Genomic DNA, 17326 nt, shown 5'->3' with positions numbered 1-17326 from the left:
TATATTTATGGCAAAACAATCAGCAATAGAACAAGACGGATCAATCATTGAAGCATTATCTAATGCAATGTTCCGTGTGGAGTTAGAAAATGGACATATTGTAATTGCTCATATTTCTGGAAAAATGCGTATGCATTATATCAAATTATTACCTGGTGATAAAGTGAAACTAGAAATGAGTCCTTACGATTTGTCAAAAGCAAGAATTACTTATCGATATTAAAGGATATTCACTATGAAAGTTAGAGCATCAGTAAAAAAGAGAAGTGCCGAGTGCATTATCGTGCGTAGAAAAGGAAGATTGTACGTGATAAACAAAAAGAATCCTAGATTTAAACAAAGACAAGGATAATTATGGCAAGAATAGCAGGGGTAGATATCCCAAAAAACAAGAGAGGTGTTATAGCACTTACCTACATCTTCGGATTAGGAAAAAGTAGAGCTATTGAGATTTTAGAGAAAGCTCAAGTTAGCCAAGATAAAAAAGTTCAAGATTGGAATGATGACGAGATCGGAGCGATTCGTGATGCTGTTTCATTTTACAAAATTGAAGGAGAGTTACGTTCTGAAGTTTCTTTAAACATCAAACGTTTAATGGATATTGGTTGTTATAGAGGAATTCGTCATAGATCTGGTCTTCCATTAAGAGGTCAAAGAACTAAAAACAACTCTAGAACTAGAAAAGGAAAAAGAAAAACTGTTGCTAACAAGAAAAAAGCAACTAAATAATAAGTAATATGGCTAAAGCAACTGCAAAAAAACGTAAAGTTATCGTTGAATCAACGGGTGAAGCTCATGTTTCTTCTACTTTTAACAATATTATTATTTCTTTGACAAATAAGAAAGGTGAAGTTATTGCTTGGTCTTCAGCTGGAAAAATGGGTTTCAGAGGTTCTAAAAAGAATACTCCGTACGCAGCTCAAATGGCAGCAGAAGATTGTAGTAAAGTAGCTCTTGAGGCTGGACTTAAAAAAGTAAAAGTTTATGTAAAAGGACCAGGAAACGGACGTGAGTCTGCTATCCGTTCTATTCATAACGGTGGAATTGAAGTTACTGAGATTATCGACGTTACTCCAATGCCTCACAACGGATGTCGTCCTCCTAAAAGACGTAGAGTTTAATACTCAAAATTTATAGTATAACCTAGATTGAAAATAGATTATCGAAGGATAAGACCTGAATTCATAATCTCAATCTTAAACAATTCAAAATGGCAAGATATACTGGTCCTAGCACAAGAATCGCTCGTAAATTTGGCGAAGCAATCTTCGGAGATGATAAATCTTTCGAAAAAAGAAATTACCCACCTGGACAACACGGGATGGCTAAAAAAAGAGGAAAAAAATCTGAGTACGCTGTTCAGTTAATGGAAAAGCAAAAAGCTAAATATTCTTACGGAATTTTAGAAAAACAATTCAGAAATTTATTCGAAAAAGCATCAGCTACTAAAGGAGTTACTGGTGAAGTTTTATTACAACTATGTGAAGCAAGATTAGATAATGTTGTTTTTAGAATGGGAATTGCTCCATCTAGAAGAGGTGCTCGTCAAATAGTATCTCACAGACACATTACAGTAAACGGTGAAGTTGTTAATATTCCTTCTTACCACCTTAAGCCTGGTGATAAAGTTGCAGTTCGTGAAAAATCTAAATCTTTAGAGGCTATCGAGCGTTCTTTATCAAATTCAAGTCATGTTTATGAATGGATTACTTGGAACAATGATCTTAAAGAAGGAACTTTTGTTTCTGTACCTGCGAGACTTCAAATTCCAGAAAACATTAAAGAACAATTAATCGTAGAGTTGTACAACAAATAATAATTGACTTAGTCGAAATTTATGGCAATATTTAATTTTCAAAAGCCCGATAAAGTTATCATGATCGATTCAACCGATTTTGAAGGTAAATTCGAATTTAGACCTTTAGAACCTGGTTATGGATTGACAGTTGGTAATGCACTTAGAAGAGTTTTGCTTTCAGCGTTAGAAGGTTATGCAATTACATCTGTTCGTATCGAAGGTGTAGATCATGAGTTTTCTACTATTTCAGGTGTTGTTGAAGATGTTACCGAAATTATCCTTAATCTAAAACAAGTACGTTTCAAACGTCAAATTGAAGATATCGATAATGAATCAGTTACAATTTCTGTTTCTGGTAAAGATCAATTAACAGCAGGTGATTTTCAAAAATTTATCTCAGGTTTTCAAGTTTTGAATCCAGACCTTGTTATCTGTAATTTAGATTCTAAAATCAAATTGAACTTCGATTTAACAATCGAAAAAGGTAGAGGATACGTTCCTGCTGAGGAGAACAAAAAACAAAATGCTGCAATTGGAACGATTTTTACAGATTCTATTTTTACTCCGGTAAAAAATGTAAAATATGCAATCGAAAATTTCCGTGTAGAGCAAAAAACAGATTACGAAAAATTAGTTTTTGAAATCAAAACTGATGGATCTATTAATCCAAAAGATGCTCTTACTGAAGCTGCTAAAGTTTTAATTCACCATTTCATGTTGTTTTCTGATGAAAGAATTACACTTGAGGCTGACGAAATTGCACAAACAGAATCGTATGATGAAGAGTCATTGCATATGAGACAATTGCTTAAAACTAAGCTTGTTGATATGGATTTATCTGTAAGAGCATTAAATTGCTTGAAAGCGGCTGAAGTTGATACACTTGGTGATTTAGTATCGTTCAATAAAAATGACCTAATGAAATTCCGTAATTTTGGTAAAAAATCTTTAACTGAACTTGATGAACTTGTTGCAGTGAAGAATTTAACTTTCGGAATGGATTTAGCTAAATACAAATTAGATAAAGAATAATTTACTTCATATTTTGCTCTCCATAGTGGATTGTAGCAAGATGAAGATAAAAAAAACACGTCATGAGACACGGAAAAAAATTCAACCACTTAAGCAGACAGACTGGACATAGAAAAGCTATGTTGGCTAATATGGCTTGTTCTCTTATTGAGCACAAACGTATTAACACTACTGTTGCTAAAGCAAAAGCGCTTAAACAATTCGTTGAGCCTTTAATCACAAAATCAAAAGAAGATACGACTCACAACCGTCGTATTGTTTTTGCTTACTTACGCAGCAAATATGCAGTAACTGACTTGTTCAGAGATGTAGCAGCTAAAGTTGGAGACCGTCCAGGTGGATACACTCGTATCATTAAAGTTGGAAATCGTTTGGGAGATAATGCTGATATGGCGATGATCGAACTTGTAGATTTCAATGAACTTTACAATGGAGGTAAAAAAGAAGTTAAAAAAGCTAAAAGCCGTCGTGGTGGTAAAGCTAAGAAAGCTGAAGGTACTGCTTCTGAAGCTTCTGAATAATTATGAAAGTAATGATTCTATAGAAATCAAGGATAAGCTAATTTTTAGTTTATCCTTTTTTTTTGATTTTTTTTAGAAGAGTAAAATTTAACTTATTTCAGTGTCAAGGTTTTATTTTTATGAATGAAAAATTTAAAAAATCTTGGCAGCACTCTTTTAAAGAAGTAAATTTGCAAAATATCTAATTACAAATGAAACATCAAAAGTTTCATAAGACGATTAAAAACAATACAAATTAAAGAATGAAATACACAACACGACAAAGCGCCATTTTATTACTAAGTGATGGAACTATTTTTCATGGTAAATCTATCGGAATCAGCGGTAAAACTTTTGGTGAAGTTTGTTTTAATACTGGAATGACCGGATATCAGGAGATTTTTACAGACCCTTCTTATTTTGGTCAAATTATGGTTGCGACTAATCCGCATATTGGTAATTATGGTGTTAATGATTTAGAAGTAGAATCAGACAGCATCAAGATTGCTGGTTTGGTTTGTAAAAACTTTAGCTTTAATTATTCTAGAGAAGGTGCTTCTGGAAGTCTGGAAGATTACTTTACGAAACAAAATCTGATTTGTATTTCTGATGTTGATACAAGAGCTCTTGTAAGTTATATTCGTGACAATGGAGCAATGAATGCTGTTATTTGTACAGATGGAACTTCAATTGAGGATTTGAAAAAAGAACTGGAAAATGTTCCAAATATGGAAGGTTTGGAATTGGCTTCTAAAGTCTCTACAACTGAACCATATTTTGTTGGAGATGAAAATGCAGCTTATAAAATTTCGGCACTTGATCTTGGAATCAAAAAGAACATTTTGAGAAACCTTGCAAAGAGAGACTGCTACATTAAAGTTTTTCCATACAATTCAACTTATGAAGATTTAAATTCGTTTAATCCAGATGGGTTTTTCTTGTCAAATGGACCTGGAGATCCAGATCCATTATTTGGAGCGATTGAAGTGGCAAAGAAAATTCTTGCAGAGGATAGACCTTTATTTGGAATCTGTTTAGGGCATCAGGTAATTGCTTTGGCAAATGGTGTTCAGACTTATAAAATGTTTAATGGACATCGTGGAATTAATCATCCGGTAAAAAATATCATTACAGGGAAAGGTGAAATTACGTCTCAAAATCACGGTTTTGCTGTAAATAAAGAGCAGTTAGATAATCACCCTGATTTAGAAATTACACATTTACATTTAAATGATGGGACTGTGGCAGGTATGAGAATGAAAAATAAGAATTGTTTTTCAGTACAATATCACCCAGAAGCAAGTCCGGGACCACATGATTCGTCATATTTATTTGATCAATTTGTTGAGAATATAAAACTAGCTGTGTCTAAAACGATGTAGTTAATAAATAAAGGTGTTTAATAAAGAAAATACGTTTTTAATATTAAATATTTTTCTAATTTCGAAAAAAAATCTATAATCTATTAATAAAAAACAAAAATAATGAGTATTATAATTAAAGTTCACGCAAGACAAATTTTGGATTCCAGAGGAAATCCTACTATTGAGGTTGATGTAGTAACTGAAAACGGAGTTTTAGGAAGGGCTGCAGTTCCATCTGGAGCATCAACTGGAGAACACGAAGCTGTTGAATTACGTGATGGAGGTAAAGCTTATCTTGGAAAAGGAGTTTTGAATGCAGTGAACAATGTAAATACTGTTATTGCTGAGGAACTAGTTGGAACTTCTGTTTTTGAACAAAATACAATTGATCAATTAATGATCGATTTAGATGGGACTCCAAATAAATCAAAATTAGGAGCTAATGCAATTTTAGGAGTTTCTTTGGCTGCTGCAAAAGCTGCTGCTAACGAACTTGGATTGCCTTTGTACAGATATGTAGGTGGAGTTTCTGCTAATACATTACCAGTTCCAATGATGAATATCATCAATGGTGGTTCTCACTCTGATGCGCCTATCGCATTCCAAGAATTTATGATTTTCCCTGTAAAAGCAACTTCTTTTACACATGCTATGCAAATGGGAACTGAAATTTTCCACAGCTTGAAAAAAGTTTTACACGACAGAGGTTTAAGTACAGCTGTTGGTGATGAAGGTGGTTTTGCTCCAAACTTAGCAGGGGGTACTGAAGATGCTTTAGATACTATCAAATTAGCAGTTGAAAAAGCTGGATATACTTTTGGTGACGAAATTATGATTGCTCTTGATTGTGCAGCTTCTGAGTTTTATGTAAACGGTAAATACGATTATACTAAATTTGAAGGCGAAACTGGAAAAATCAGAACATCTGAAGAGCAAGCTGATTATTTAGCTGAACTTGCTGCTAAATATCCAATTATTTCTATCGAAGATGGTATGTATGAAGATGACTGGGATGGATGGAAATATTTAACTGAAAAAATTGGAAATAAAGTACAATTAGTAGGTGATGATTTATTTGTTACTAATGTTGCACGTTTATCTACTGGTATTGAAAAAGGTATCGCTAATTCAATCCTTGTAAAAGTAAACCAAATTGGTACTTTAACAGAAACTATCGCTGCAGTTAACATGGCTAAAAATGCTGGTTATACTTCAGTAATGTCTCACCGTTCTGGAGAAACAGAAGATAATACAATTGCTGATTTAGCAGTTGCTTTAAACTGTGGACAAATTAAAACAGGTTCTGCTTCTCGTTCTGATCGTATGGCAAAATACAATCAATTATTAAGAATCGAAGAAGAGTTAGGAAGTACTGCTTATTTCCCAGGATTAAACGCTTTCAAGATCAAATAATCGTAAGAGTTATATGTTGAAAAGAAACCATTCGTGTTAACGAATGGTTTTTTTTTGGGTTTTAACAAATTCATAGCAGGATTCTTTTTTTAGTTAGTCTTAAATTCCTTAGATTTGATAAATTATTATTTTATAGAATTATTTCCGATTATATTATGTCAAAAATAGCTACATTAGAAGTAGATGGTCAAAAAATTGAACTTCCAGTAATCACAGGAAGCGAAAATGAATCAGCTATCGATATTAACAAATTACGTGATTTAACAGGTATTATTACAATTGATCCGGGATATAAAAACTCTGGATCTTGTAAAAGTGAAATCACTTTCTTAGACGGAGAACTAGGAATTTTACGTTACAGAGGATATTCAATCGAAGATTTAGCAGAAAAAGCTAGTTTCTTAGAAGTTTCTTATCTTTTGATTTTCGGAGAATTGCCAACAGCTCAGGAATTAGAGCAGTTTGAAAATGGTATTAAAAAACATACTTTGGTAAACGAAGAAATGAAAAATATCATTGATGGTTTTCCAAAAACAGCTCACCCAATGGGCGTTTTATCTGCTTTAACAAGTGCTTTAACAGCATTTAATCCGAAAGCGGTTAATGTAGAAAATGAAAAAGAAATGTACGAAGCCATTTGTAAAACAATGGGTAAATTTCTTGTAATTGCTACTTGGACTTATAGAAAATCTATGGGTTATCCGTTAAACTACTACGATAATACAACTGGTTATGTAGAGAATTTTATGCAGTTAATGTTTAAATTGCCTACAGGACCTTATGCAGCAAATCCTGTTGTAGTTGATGCTTTAGATAAATTGTTTATTCTTCATGCAGATCACGAGCAAAACTGTTCAACATCTACAGTAAGAATGGTAGGTTCATCTCATGCTGGATTATTTGCTTCTATTTCTGCAGGAGTTTCTGCTCTTTGGGGGCCACTTCACGGAGGGGCTAACCAAGCAGTACTTGAAATGCTTGAGGAGATTAATAAGGACGGTGGAGATACTGATAAATTCTTGGCAAAAGCTAAAGATAAAAACGATCCATTCCGTTTAATGGGATTTGGTCATAGAGTTTATAAAAACTTTGATCCAAGAGCTAGAATCATTAAAAAAGCAGCTAAAGAAGTTTTAGAGACTTTAGGTGTTGAAGATCCGATTTTAGAAATTGCTAAAAAATTAGAATCAGCAGCTCTTGAGGATGATTACTTCAAATCAAGAAATTTATATCCAAACGTTGATTTCTATTCTGGTATTATTTACAGAGCATTAGGAATTCCAACGGATATGTTTACTGTTATGTTCGCAATTGGCAGACTTCCGGGATGGATTGCACAATGGAAAGAAATGCGTGAAAATAAAGAACCAATAGGAAGACCAAGACAAATTTATACTGGCCATCCTTTAAGAGACTTTAAGTCTAACAAATAAAAAAACTAAAGCTTTACTTAACTGTAAAGCTTTTTTTATCTTTGTCAAAAATATAATAAAGTTATGTTGCAATTAAATGTAAAGAACGAAACGTCAAGATTACGTGCTGTAGTTTTGGGTTCAGCCGTTCATAATGGGCCAACTCCTTCATTAGATGAAGCCTATGATCCTAAATCATTGGAACATATTAAAGCCGGAACATATCCTATCGAAAAAGATATGGTTATTGAAATGGATGCTTTTAATGCTGTTTTTCAGAAATACGATGTAACTGTTTATCGTCCTGAAATGATTGAAAACTACAATCAAATTTTTGCTAGAGATATAGGATTTGTAATTGATGATGTTTTCATAAAATCAAATATTTTACCAGATCGTGAACGCGAGTTAGATGCAATTCAATATGTGATTGATCAAATTGATGCAATAAAAGTTGTACGCCCGCCAGAAGAAGTTCACATAGAAGGCGGCGATGTTATGCTTTGGAACGATCATATTTTTATTGGTACATACAAAGGAAGCGACTACAAAGATTACATTACTGCCAGAACAAATATGCATGGCGTAAACTATATTAAAGAATTATTTCCAAATAAGATTGTGAAAGAGTTTGATTTAGTTAAATCGAAGTTAGAAGCTCGTGACAATGCATTACATTTAGACTGTTGTTTTCAGCCAGTTGGAAAAGATAAAGGAATCATTTACAAAAGAGGTTTCCGTGAAGAAGCAGATTATTTGTATTTGGTAAATCTATTTGGAAAAGAAAACTTATTTCATATTGAAAGAGAGGAAATGTACAATATGTTTTCGAATGTATTTTCGATTGATAAAGATGTTGTTGTTTCTGAGAAAAACTTTACCAGATTAAATAACTGGCTTCGTGCAAACGGTTTTACTGTAGAAGAAATTCCGTATGCAGAAATTGCAAAACAAGAAGGTTTATTGAGATGTTCAACTTTACCATTAATTAGAGACTAAAAATAGTTTTTGGGTTTCAAGTTTCAGGTTTCAAGTTTTTGCAAGACGTGAAACCTGAAACTTAAAACTTGAAACAAAAAATATAAAAAATGAAACAAACAACAAATGCAATCGTAATGATACGGCCTGTTGCTTTCAGAATGAATGAACAAACAGCTGTAAATAATTATTACCAAAAAGTATTAGACGGACTATTGCCAAGTACAGTTAATGCAAAAGCGCAGCAAGAGTTTGATACTTTTGTTGAAAAACTAAGAGCTGTTGGTGTTGACGTGACCGTAATTGAAGATAATTTAGAAACAGATACTCCGGATAGTATTTTTCCAAACAATTGGGTTTCATTTCATGAAAATGGAGATGTCGCACTTTATCCGATGTTTGCAGAAAACCGCCGTTTAGAACGTCGTGAAGATATTTTAGATACTTTGGAGGAAAAAGGTTTTGAGATTTCTAATATAATGGATTACACATCTGCAGAAGATGATGGTTATTTTTTAGAAGGAACAGGAAGCTTACTTTTAGATCGTGCCAATGCAAAAGCATATTGTGCCTTATCTCCTCGTGCTGACGAAGAATTGTTTATTGAGTTCTGTGAAGATTTTGATTATGCTCCGGTAATTTTTGAAGCTTTTCAAACTGTTGATGGTGAACGTAAACTGATATATCATACAAATGTTATGATGTGTTTGGGCGAAACTTTCGCGGTTATTTGTGCAGATTGTATCGATGATAAAAAAGAACGTAAAATGGTTCTTGATAATCTAAAAGACGATAAAAAAGAAATTATTCTAATTACAGAAGATCAGGTTAATAATTTCGCCGGAAATATGTTGGAAGTTCGAGGAACAAACGATAAAAAATATATCGTTATGAGTGCATCAGCTCATCAAAGTTTAACTCCAAAACAAATTCAACAATTAGAAAAACATGCCGAGATTTTAAGTTCAAGTTTGGATACAATTGAAGCTTGCGGTGGCGGAAGCGCAAGATGTATGATGGCTGAAGTATTTTTGCCAAGAAATTAAAACTAATCATAAAATAGAAAAGGGATAGAAACGCTAAGTTTTTATCCCTTTTTTGTTTTATATGAATGGAAACATTTTAAAAATTTCCTTTTATAATATTAACGATCGAACTTACAATATATTGAATTCCAATAGAAATTACAATAAAACCGACAATTCTTGAGATTGCTACAATTCCAGATGCGCCTAAAATTCTTGCCAGATAATGTGCGCTTTTTAGGATAACAAAAATAACCACGGCAATTGCTAAAATTGCAAGACAAGAAAAAATGATTTCCTCCACTTGATGATGTTCCTGATAAAATGCAATTAATAAAGAAATAGATCCTGGTCCAGCAAGCATTGGAATTGCTAATGGAGTTAAAGCAATATCATTTCGTTGCTGTACTTCATTTTCGATTTTTTTATTGATTCCTCGTTTTTTATTGAATTTACCAGAAAGTAATGAAAAACCAGAATTTACAATCACGATTCCGCCTGCAATTCGAAGAGCATCAATGCTTATTCCAAAAAATGTCAAAACATATTGGCCAATAAAAAAAGAGACCAATAAAATAATACCAACATTTATGGCAGTCCATAAAGAAATTCTAGAGCGTTCTTTTTGTGAATCATGCTGTGTTAATCCAACAAAAATGGGAACTGTCCCAATTGGGTTTAGTACTGAGAAAAGTGCAGCAAAGAGGTAAATAAATAAATCCATATAATATTGGTTAGTGAAGTAAAAATAGTCAAATTTTAATATCTGCGTGTAAATTTATATTATGATATTATTTTTTACGGTCAATATTCTAAATCAATAGAATAAATTATGCTCGTCCTTTTTGACTACTTTTGTGGAATATTTAAAGATAATGAAAAATAAAAAAACATTGTTGCTTGGTGCAACCACAAAACCTGATCGTTATGCTTTTAGAGCGATAAATGCATTAACACAAAAAGGACATACAGTTCTAGCAATTGGACAAAACACTGGAGAAGTGGCTGGAGTAAAAATTCACACCAAAGCCGTTCCTGTTAAAAATATAGATACAGTAACTTTATATCTAAATCCTAATCGTCAACGTGATTATTATAATTACATCGTTGAAGCACAGCCTAAAAGAGTAATCTTTAATCCCGGAACTGAAAATCCTGAATTATATCAATTATTAGAATTGAATAATATTGAAGTTGAAGTTGCATGTACGTTGGTTTTATTAGCGACGAATCAATATTAATTTTATCTCAAGTATCATTATATCTTTTATGGCCTCCCGAAATTTTGGGATCGCCATAAAAGGATATCTTTTTTATCGATGCTAAAATAAACTTACTAATAATATTTAATCTTTTGAATGCTGATTTTAGATGTGTCAAAGTCTGCTATAGCATTAAAAGTATTACTTTTGTCGTCATGGAATTTTCATCAAAACTTATTGAAAAAGCGGTCAACGAGATGTCGCAATTGCCAGGAATTGGTAAGCGTACAGCATTGCGTTTAGTTCTTCATTTGTTAAAGCAGCCAAAAGAGCAAACAGGATTTCTATCACAAGCGTTATTAAATATGCGTGAGGATATTAAATTTTGCCAAAATTGCCACAATATTTCAGACACAAAGATCTGTGAAATTTGTGCAAATACTACCAGAAATCATCAAACGATTTGTGTTGTAGAAGATATCCGCGATGTCATGGCGATTGAAAATACTGGACAATACAGAGGGATTTATCACGTTTTAGGAGGTAAAATTTCTCCAATTGAGGGAGTTGGCCCAAGTCAGTTAAATATTTCTACTTTAGTTGAGAAAGTAAAATCAGGAAAAGTGGTTGAAATTATCTTCGCTTTGAGTTCTACTATGGAAGGCGATACCACAAATTTTTACATTTATAAACAAATCGCTGATTCAGAAATTGTAATTTCTACTATAGCCAGAGGGATTTCTGTTGGAGATGAATTAGAATATGCTGACGAAATTACACTTGGGAGAAGTATTTTACATCGTGTTCCGTTCGAAAAAACTTTCAAAAGCAATTAAATACAATCAAATAATATATAGATTTCCTGAAAACTAAAGGAAAAACTATATTTGCGTTAAAATTTTCAAAATGACAAAAAACAGCCTCTATATATTATTGCTGATTAGTACATTATTCACCTCTTGTATTCCACTAAATGATCTTGTGTATTTGCAGGATAAAAATACTTCATCAGAACAAAATAATATTGCATCAGTAGAATCTAAACCTTATAGATTGCAAGTAAATGATGTTTTAAGTATTACTATAAAAGCTATCGATCCTAAATTGGTTTCGATTTTTAATACAACAGAAGCATCTTCTGTTGGTAAATCAGAATCGTCATTATATTTCGATGGATTTACTGTTGATGATCATGGTAATATCAGGATGCCAATTTTAGGAGAAATTAATGTTATTGGTTTTACTTTAGAGGAAGTTCGTGTTAAAATAGAAAAAAAATTGCATGAAGAGTATTTTAAAAGTGAAGCTAACATTTTTCTTACTGTAAAATTAGCAGGATTTAGATATACAATCAACGGAGAGGTTGGAAGTACTGGAACAAAAACATTATTTAAAGAGAATGTAAATATTATGGAAGCTATTGCCAACGCGGGTGATATCACCACTGTAGGTAATAGAAAGGCTGTAACTGTAATTCGTCAAACACCAACAGGTGTACAGATGAATGAAATAGACCTTACAGATGTTAATGTCATGAAATCTCCATATTATTATCTACAGCCAAATGATTATATATATGTCAAGCCTTTAAAACAAAAAACGTGGGGAACTGGACAAACTGGTATACAGTCTATAGGAACCGTTATTACTTTGTTGTCATTGGCTACAACAGTTTATTTGATAATCAGAAATTAAAAATAATTTATTTAAGATGTTAGACATAAAAGATTTTTCCATTTTTGAGAATCATTCAAATTTTGATTTTAAAGGATTTTTATTAAAAATCTTAAGTTACTGGAAATGGTTTTTGGCAAGTTTGATTATTGCTTTTACAATTGCATATCAGGTAAATATTCGAAAAGAAAAAATTTACGGAATGCAGACCATGATTTCTATTAAAGAAGAAAGCAATCCGTTTTTTACATCTAATACGAGTTTAATTTTTAATTGGGGAGGGATTTCAGATCAGGTTAATGGAATTTCTACCATATTGCAATCAAGGTCGCATAATGAGTTGGTTGTTGATAAGTTACAGTATTATATTGATTACCTTGAACAAGGAAAATATAATTTAATTGATTCCTATGGGGCAGTTCCTTTTTATATTGATATAGATAAAACAAAGGGGCAGCTTGCAAATACTCTAATTAGTATTAAATTTCTAAGTGAAAATGAATATCAAATTCAAATACCATTCGAAAGTAATTCAGTTTCGTTAATTACTTATTCTACTAATACTTATAGTAATACTTCTGTACAGCCTGTAACCTTTATTAAAAAATACAAAGTTGGAGAGCACGTTTCTCTGCCTTTTTTAAATTGGAAATTACAAATTAATGATAATCCGGGATTTTATAAAGGAAAAGAATATTTTGTAAAATTTAATGATTTTGACGGAACAGTTTCTCGTTACAAAGGAATAAGTGTAGATAGTGATAAAAATGGCGGATCACTTTTAACTTTAGGAATGCAGGGAACTAATAAAGCCAGAATGGTTGAATATTTAAACGCAACAGTAAAAATGTTGATAAAAATTCAATTAGATGGTAAAAATCAGTTTGCAACCAATACAATAAGATTTATTGATAGCACACTTGTTGCTATGGAAGGCCAGTTGAAACAAACTGGAAATGAATTGAAAACTTTCAGAAAAGATAAAAATATTTATGAAATTGAAGGAGGAGCCGCTAAGTTTTCAGATAAAATAATGGACTTTGATGTTGAAAAAGATCTGGTAACACGAAAAATTGCATATTATAATTCTTTAAAATCTTATTTAAATAATAGTGTTGATTATTCTAGACTACCGGCACCTTCTGTAGCTGGTATAGATGATCCTAATATTGTCACAAATATTTCTAAGCTTATTGCTCTTTCTACGCAAAGATCCGAGATGGCTTACGCTGTAAAAAGTGATAAAATTTTCAAAGATTTTGATAATCAAATGCAAGCTGTTAAAAGTGTTTTGTTAGAAAATATAATTTCAGCTAAAGCTTCCTTACTTTATGATCTATCGCTGGTAAATGCAAAAATTGGACAGGCAGAAAGTACGGTTAAAAGACTTCCTGAAGAACAACAAGAGTTGTTGAAAATTAAAAGGAAATACGATTTAAATGATAATATTTATACCGAATTTCTTCAGAAACGAAATGAGGCAGAAATTGTAAAAGCTTCAAATCTGTCGGATATTCATTTTATTGATCCTGCAAAAGATATTGGTGAAGGATTAATTGGGCCAAAAACTTCTGCAAATTATATTTTAGCATTATTTTTAGGGATATTAATCCCATTAATAATTGTATCTATAATTTTCTTTATTAATAATTCAATTCAAAATACGGATGATATTAGTAAGTTGACAGAAATACCAATAATAGGTGTAGTGGGATTAAATAAAGATGCAGTTAGTTTAGCTGTATTTGATAAGCCAAAATCTGCTCTTTCAGAAGCTTTTAGAGGGATACGCTCTTCGTTACAATTTTTATATAAAAGACAACAGCTTCATGGTTCAAAAACTTTAATGATCACTTCATCTATAAGTGGTGAAGGAAAAACATTTTGTTCCATAAATATTGCCACAGTTTTTGCTTTAAGTGAAAAGAAAACAGTTATCGTTGGTCTCGATTTAAGAAAACCAAGATTAGCAGATGAATTTTCTTTAACAAATCAACAATTAGGAGTTGTTAATTATTTAATTAAGCAAAACACTTTGGATGAAATTACAAATTCAACACAAATTGCAAATCTTGATGTCATACTTTCCGGGCCAATTCCTCCAAATCCATCAGAACTAATTCTAAGCGATGTAATGAAAGAGTTAATAGATGAATTAAAACAAAAATATGATTATATAATTCTTGATACACCACCAGTTGGGCTGGTCTCAGATGCATCAGAACTTGTTCAATATGCAGATGTTACATTGTATATTGTGAGACAGAATTATACTAAAAAAGATATGATAACGTTGCTTAATAATAAAGTAAAAAGAGGAGAATTAAGCAATGCAAGTATTGTTTTTAATGGTTTCGAAAACAAAGCAAAATATGGTTCTACATATGGATATGGTTATGGAGCTTACTCGAATGGATATCATGAAGAAGAAAAACAAAGAGGGTTTTGGAGCTTGATTTCTGGTAAATTTAGAAAAAGATAATTTTGAACAAATGAAAAATTCAATTCAAAATACAATACTGATTACTGGCGGAGCGGGTTTTATAGGTTCGAATCTATCAGAATATTTTCTAGGGTTAGGTCATAAGGTAATTTGCTTAGACAATTTTTCTACCGGCCATCGTCATAATTTGAAAGATGTTATTGAGAATCCAAACTTTAAATTAATTGAAGGAGATATAAGAAATATCGAAGATTGTATTTTGGCAGTTGAAGGTGTTGACTATGTTTTGCATCAGGCTGCATTAGGATCTGTTCCAAGATCTATAAATGATCCGATAACAACTAATGAAGTAAATGTTTCAGGTTTTTTAAACATGTTAGTTGCTTCTAGAGATGCAAAAGTAAAACGTTTTGTATATGCAGCTAGTTCGTCTACTTATGGAGATTCTGAAGGATTACCAAAAGTTGAAGATGTAATTGGGAAACCATTATCTCCTTACGCAATAACTAAATATGTAAACGAGTTATATGCTGAAATTTTCAGTAAAACTTATGGTTTTGAAACAATAGGATTACGTTATTTTAATGTTTTTGGAAGAAAACAAGATCCAGATGGAGCTTATGCGGCTGTAATTCCAAAATTTGTTAAACAATTAATGAATCATGAAAGCCCAATTATTAATGGTGATGGTAATTATTCACGTGACTTTACATATATAGACAACGTGATCCAAATGAATGAACTGGCAATAACGACTCAAAATCAATTTGCTTGTAATACAGTTTATAATACTGCTTTCGGAGATAGAAACACATTAAATGATTTAGTAAAATATTTAAAAAAATATTTATCTGAATTTGATTCAAAAATTGCTGATGTAGAGATTGTATATGGCGTGAATAGAGCAGGAGATATTCCGCATTCATTGGCAAGCATCGATAAGGCAAAAAGTCTTTTAGGCTATAATCCGAAATATTCTCTTCAAGAAGGATTAAAAGAAGCGGTTAGTTGGTATTGGAATAATTTGAAATAAATAAAGATAATAATTATAGTAAATGGAAATTACAAAAATTTGCTGCATAGGAGCTGGATATGTTGGAGGTCCTACAATGGCCGTAATTGCACAAAAATGCCCACATATTCAAGTTACTGTTGTAGATTTGAATGAACAAAGAATTAAAGATTGGAATGATCCAAATACTGATAATATTCCTATTTATGAACCTGGACTTGCAGAAATTGTTGCAGAAGCAAGAGGAAGAAATTTGTTTTTTTCAACAGAAGTAGAAAAAGCAATTGACGAAGCGCAAATAATCTTTATTTCGGTTAATACTCCTACGAAAACCTATGGTAAAGGAAAAGGTATGGCAGCTGATTTAAAATATATTGAGTTATGTGCGAGACAAATTGCAAAAGTTGCCAAGCAAAATAAAATTGTAGTAGAAAAATCTACTTTGCCAGTTCGAACAGCCGAAGCTATAAAAAGCATATTGGATAATACGGGTAATGGTGTACAATTTCAAATTTTATCAAATCCTGAATTTTTAGCCGAAGGAACTGCTGTTACAGATCTATTAAACCCTGACAGAATTTTAATTGGTGGAGACACAACTCCCGAAGGAGAGACGGCAATTAATGCTTTAGTAAATGTTTATGCAAATTGGGTTAGTAGAGATAAGATTCTAACGACAAATGTTTGGTCATCAGAATTATCTAAATTAACAGCTAACGCATTTTTAGCACAACGTATTTCATCTATCAATGCCATGTCTGAACTATGTGAAAAAACTGGAGCAGATGTAAATGAAGTTGCTAGAGCAATTGGAATGGATAGTAGAATTGGGCCTAAGTTTTTAAAGGCGTCCGTTGGTTTTGGAGGGTCTTGTTTTCAAAAAGATATACTAAACTTAGTTTATATTGCTAAGACTTATGGTTTAAATGAAGTGGCAGATTATTGGGAGCAGGTTATAATTATGAATGACCATCAAAAAAGAAGATTTTCAAATAAAATTGTTCAGACTTTATATAATACTGTTGCTGATAAAAAAATTACTTTTTTAGGCTGGGCTTTCAAAAAAGATACAAATGATACACGCGAATCTGCTGCAATTTATGTGGCTGATGATTTAATAAATGAACAGGCAAAGATTTCTGTATATGATCCAAAAGTATCAAGAAATAAAATGCTAAGCGATTTAGATTATTTAGAAACCAGAAGCGCTGAAGAAAATATTAATTCGTTAACAATATTTGAGGATGCTTATGATGCTTGTAAAGATTCACATGCTATAGCAGTATTAACCGAATGGGATGAATTTACAACTTATGATTGGCAAAAAATATATGAATCAATGCACAAACCTGCATTTGTTTTTGATGGAAGAAATATTCTAGATGCTAAAAAGTTAGAATCAATTGGGTTTGTATATAAAGGAATAGGTTCTTAATGGAATTTTCTATTGGGATAAGATTTAATATGAAGAGA

At 32.0% G+C, this 17326-nt stretch carries 19 protein-coding genes; 18 read left to right on the top strand and 1 reads right to left on the bottom strand.

Translation table 11 applies throughout. The features are described from left to right. Positions 1-7 precede the first annotated feature (7 nt). The 12 genes from infA (at position 8) to ctlX (ending at position 9543) form a co-directional block, all read left to right on the top strand. The gene (gene infA, locus BUE10_RS16065; RefSeq protein ID WP_007136545.1) at positions 8-223 is read left to right on the top strand and encodes a translation initiation factor IF-1; all 216 of its coding nucleotides are present in this window, start codon (positions 8-10) and stop codon (positions 221-223) included. 12 nt (positions 224-235) lie between these two features. Further along, positions 236-352: a type B 50S ribosomal protein L36 gene (ykgO, locus tag BUE10_RS16060; RefSeq protein ID WP_002987490.1), complete on the top strand. Its 117-nt coding sequence runs from the start codon at positions 236-238 to the stop codon at positions 350-352. 2 nt (positions 353-354) lie between these two features. Then, positions 355-729: a 30S ribosomal protein S13 gene (rpsM, locus tag BUE10_RS16055; protein WP_012022478.1), complete on the top strand. Its 375-nt coding sequence runs from the start codon at positions 355-357 to the stop codon at positions 727-729. 8 nt (positions 730-737) lie between these two features. Next, positions 738-1121 carry a 30S ribosomal protein S11 gene (gene rpsK, locus BUE10_RS16050; protein WP_053470832.1) on the top strand — a complete coding sequence of 128 codons (384 nt, stop codon included), beginning with the start codon at positions 738-740 and terminating at the stop codon, positions 1119-1121. Positions 1122-1210: 89 nt separating this feature from the next. After that, positions 1211-1816 (top strand): 30S ribosomal protein S4, encoded by a 606-nt coding sequence (gene rpsD, locus BUE10_RS16045; protein WP_029272055.1) that lies wholly within the window; start codon positions 1211-1213, stop codon positions 1814-1816. 21 nt (positions 1817-1837) lie between these two features. Further along, a complete protein-coding gene (locus tag BUE10_RS16040) occupies positions 1838-2830 on the top strand; it encodes a DNA-directed RNA polymerase subunit alpha (RefSeq protein ID WP_008464329.1) in 993 nt (330 codons plus the stop codon). A 62-nt stretch (positions 2831-2892) separates the two neighbouring features. After that, positions 2893-3351, top strand: a complete 459-nt coding sequence (gene rplQ / locus BUE10_RS16035; RefSeq protein WP_073486696.1) for a 50S ribosomal protein L17 — start codon at positions 2893-2895, stop codon at positions 3349-3351. A gap of 242 nt (positions 3352-3593) precedes the next feature. Next, the gene (gene carA / locus BUE10_RS16030) at positions 3594-4712 is read left to right on the top strand and encodes a glutamine-hydrolyzing carbamoyl-phosphate synthase small subunit (protein WP_073486694.1); all 1119 of its coding nucleotides are present in this window, start codon (positions 3594-3596) and stop codon (positions 4710-4712) included. Between the two features lie 102 nt (positions 4713-4814). Beyond that, complete coding sequence (gene eno / locus BUE10_RS16025) at positions 4815-6107, top strand: phosphopyruvate hydratase (protein WP_053470835.1); 1293 nt, start codon at positions 4815-4817, stop codon at positions 6105-6107. A 155-nt stretch (positions 6108-6262) separates the two neighbouring features. Beyond that, a complete protein-coding gene (locus tag BUE10_RS16020; protein WP_073486692.1) occupies positions 6263-7540 on the top strand; it encodes a citrate synthase in 1278 nt (425 codons plus the stop codon). A 63-nt stretch (positions 7541-7603) separates the two neighbouring features. Further along, positions 7604-8518: a dimethylarginine dimethylaminohydrolase family protein gene (locus tag BUE10_RS16015; RefSeq protein WP_073486690.1), complete on the top strand. Its 915-nt coding sequence runs from the start codon at positions 7604-7606 to the stop codon at positions 8516-8518. A gap of 89 nt (positions 8519-8607) precedes the next feature. Further along, complete coding sequence (gene ctlX / locus BUE10_RS16010; protein WP_073486688.1) at positions 8608-9543, top strand: citrulline utilization hydrolase CtlX; 936 nt, start codon at positions 8608-8610, stop codon at positions 9541-9543. 76 nt (positions 9544-9619) lie between these two features. On the opposite strand, the gene BUE10_RS16005 is transcribed toward ctlX, so the two are convergent. After that, entirely contained in the window at positions 9620-10246 is a 627-nt protein-coding gene (locus tag BUE10_RS16005) for a MarC family NAAT transporter (protein WP_053470839.1), read from the bottom strand. A 151-nt stretch (positions 10247-10397) separates the two neighbouring features. On the opposite strand from BUE10_RS16005, the gene BUE10_RS16000 reads away from it, so the two are divergent. From BUE10_RS16000 to BUE10_RS15975, 6 genes are all read left to right on the top strand, one after another. Continuing rightward, complete coding sequence (locus BUE10_RS16000; protein ID WP_056200582.1) at positions 10398-10763, top strand: CoA-binding protein; 366 nt, start codon at positions 10398-10400, stop codon at positions 10761-10763. Positions 10764-10939: 176 nt separating this feature from the next. After that, positions 10940-11560: a recombination mediator RecR gene (gene recR, locus BUE10_RS15995; RefSeq protein ID WP_073486686.1), complete on the top strand. Its 621-nt coding sequence runs from the start codon at positions 10940-10942 to the stop codon at positions 11558-11560. A 70-nt stretch (positions 11561-11630) separates the two neighbouring features. Next, a complete protein-coding gene (locus tag BUE10_RS15990) occupies positions 11631-12419 on the top strand; it encodes a polysaccharide biosynthesis/export family protein (RefSeq protein ID WP_073486684.1) in 789 nt (262 codons plus the stop codon). Between the two features lie 16 nt (positions 12420-12435). After that, positions 12436-14880 (top strand): polysaccharide biosynthesis tyrosine autokinase, encoded by a 2445-nt coding sequence (locus BUE10_RS15985; RefSeq protein WP_073486682.1) that lies wholly within the window; start codon positions 12436-12438, stop codon positions 14878-14880. 10 nt (positions 14881-14890) lie between these two features. Then, entirely contained in the window at positions 14891-15874 is a 984-nt protein-coding gene (locus BUE10_RS15980) for an SDR family oxidoreductase (protein ID WP_073486680.1), read from the top strand. A 22-nt stretch (positions 15875-15896) separates the two neighbouring features. Beyond that, on the top strand, positions 15897-17288 hold the full coding sequence (locus tag BUE10_RS15975; protein ID WP_073486678.1) for a UDP-glucose 6-dehydrogenase: 1392 nt from the start codon (positions 15897-15899) through the stop codon (positions 17286-17288). Positions 17289-17326 lie beyond the last annotated feature (38 nt).

The sequence above is a fragment of the Flavobacterium sp. CF108 genome, assembly GCF_900129795.1.
Taxonomy (GTDB): domain Bacteria; phylum Bacteroidota; class Bacteroidia; order Flavobacteriales; family Flavobacteriaceae; genus Flavobacterium.
Note: the sequence above shows the minus strand (reverse complement) of the source record. Positions and strands in the feature narration are given on the sequence as shown.

What these genes read in the sequence shown, in the direction of transcription:
- BUE10_RS16015 (WP_073486690.1), top strand. Translation starts at nt 7,604, where the DNA reads ATGTTGCAATTAAATGTAAAGAACGAAACGTCAAGATTACGTGCTGTA.
- rpsD (WP_029272055.1), top strand. Translation starts at nt 1,211, where the DNA reads ATGGCAAGATATACTGGTCCTAGCACAAGAATCGCTCGTAAATTTGGC.
- rplQ (WP_073486696.1), top strand. Translation starts at nt 2,893, where the DNA reads ATGAGACACGGAAAAAAATTCAACCACTTAAGCAGACAGACTGGACAT.
- BUE10_RS15980 (WP_073486680.1), top strand. Translation starts at nt 14,891, where the DNA reads ATGAAAAATTCAATTCAAAATACAATACTGATTACTGGCGGAGCGGGT.
- recR (WP_073486686.1), top strand. Translation starts at nt 10,940, where the DNA reads ATGGAATTTTCATCAAAACTTATTGAAAAAGCGGTCAACGAGATGTCG.
- BUE10_RS16040 (WP_008464329.1), top strand. Translation starts at nt 1,838, where the DNA reads ATGGCAATATTTAATTTTCAAAAGCCCGATAAAGTTATCATGATCGAT.
- BUE10_RS15990 (WP_073486684.1), top strand. Translation starts at nt 11,631, where the DNA reads ATGACAAAAAACAGCCTCTATATATTATTGCTGATTAGTACATTATTC.
- ykgO (WP_002987490.1), top strand. Translation starts at nt 236, where the DNA reads ATGAAAGTTAGAGCATCAGTAAAAAAGAGAAGTGCCGAGTGCATTATC.
- BUE10_RS15985 (WP_073486682.1), top strand. Translation starts at nt 12,436, where the DNA reads ATGTTAGACATAAAAGATTTTTCCATTTTTGAGAATCATTCAAATTTT.
- BUE10_RS16005 (WP_053470839.1), bottom strand. Translation starts at nt 10,246, where the DNA reads ATGGATTTATTTATTTACCTCTTTGCTGCACTTTTCTCAGTACTAAAC.
- BUE10_RS15975 (WP_073486678.1), top strand. Translation starts at nt 15,897, where the DNA reads ATGGAAATTACAAAAATTTGCTGCATAGGAGCTGGATATGTTGGAGGT.
- ctlX (WP_073486688.1), top strand. Translation starts at nt 8,608, where the DNA reads ATGAAACAAACAACAAATGCAATCGTAATGATACGGCCTGTTGCTTTC.
- BUE10_RS16020 (WP_073486692.1), top strand. Translation starts at nt 6,263, where the DNA reads ATGTCAAAAATAGCTACATTAGAAGTAGATGGTCAAAAAATTGAACTT.
- rpsM (WP_012022478.1), top strand. Translation starts at nt 355, where the DNA reads ATGGCAAGAATAGCAGGGGTAGATATCCCAAAAAACAAGAGAGGTGTT.
- BUE10_RS16000 (WP_056200582.1), top strand. Translation starts at nt 10,398, where the DNA reads ATGAAAAATAAAAAAACATTGTTGCTTGGTGCAACCACAAAACCTGAT.
- carA (WP_073486694.1), top strand. Translation starts at nt 3,594, where the DNA reads ATGAAATACACAACACGACAAAGCGCCATTTTATTACTAAGTGATGGA.
- infA (WP_007136545.1), top strand. Translation starts at nt 8, where the DNA reads ATGGCAAAACAATCAGCAATAGAACAAGACGGATCAATCATTGAAGCA.
- eno (WP_053470835.1), top strand. Translation starts at nt 4,815, where the DNA reads ATGAGTATTATAATTAAAGTTCACGCAAGACAAATTTTGGATTCCAGA.
- rpsK (WP_053470832.1), top strand. Translation starts at nt 738, where the DNA reads ATGGCTAAAGCAACTGCAAAAAAACGTAAAGTTATCGTTGAATCAACG.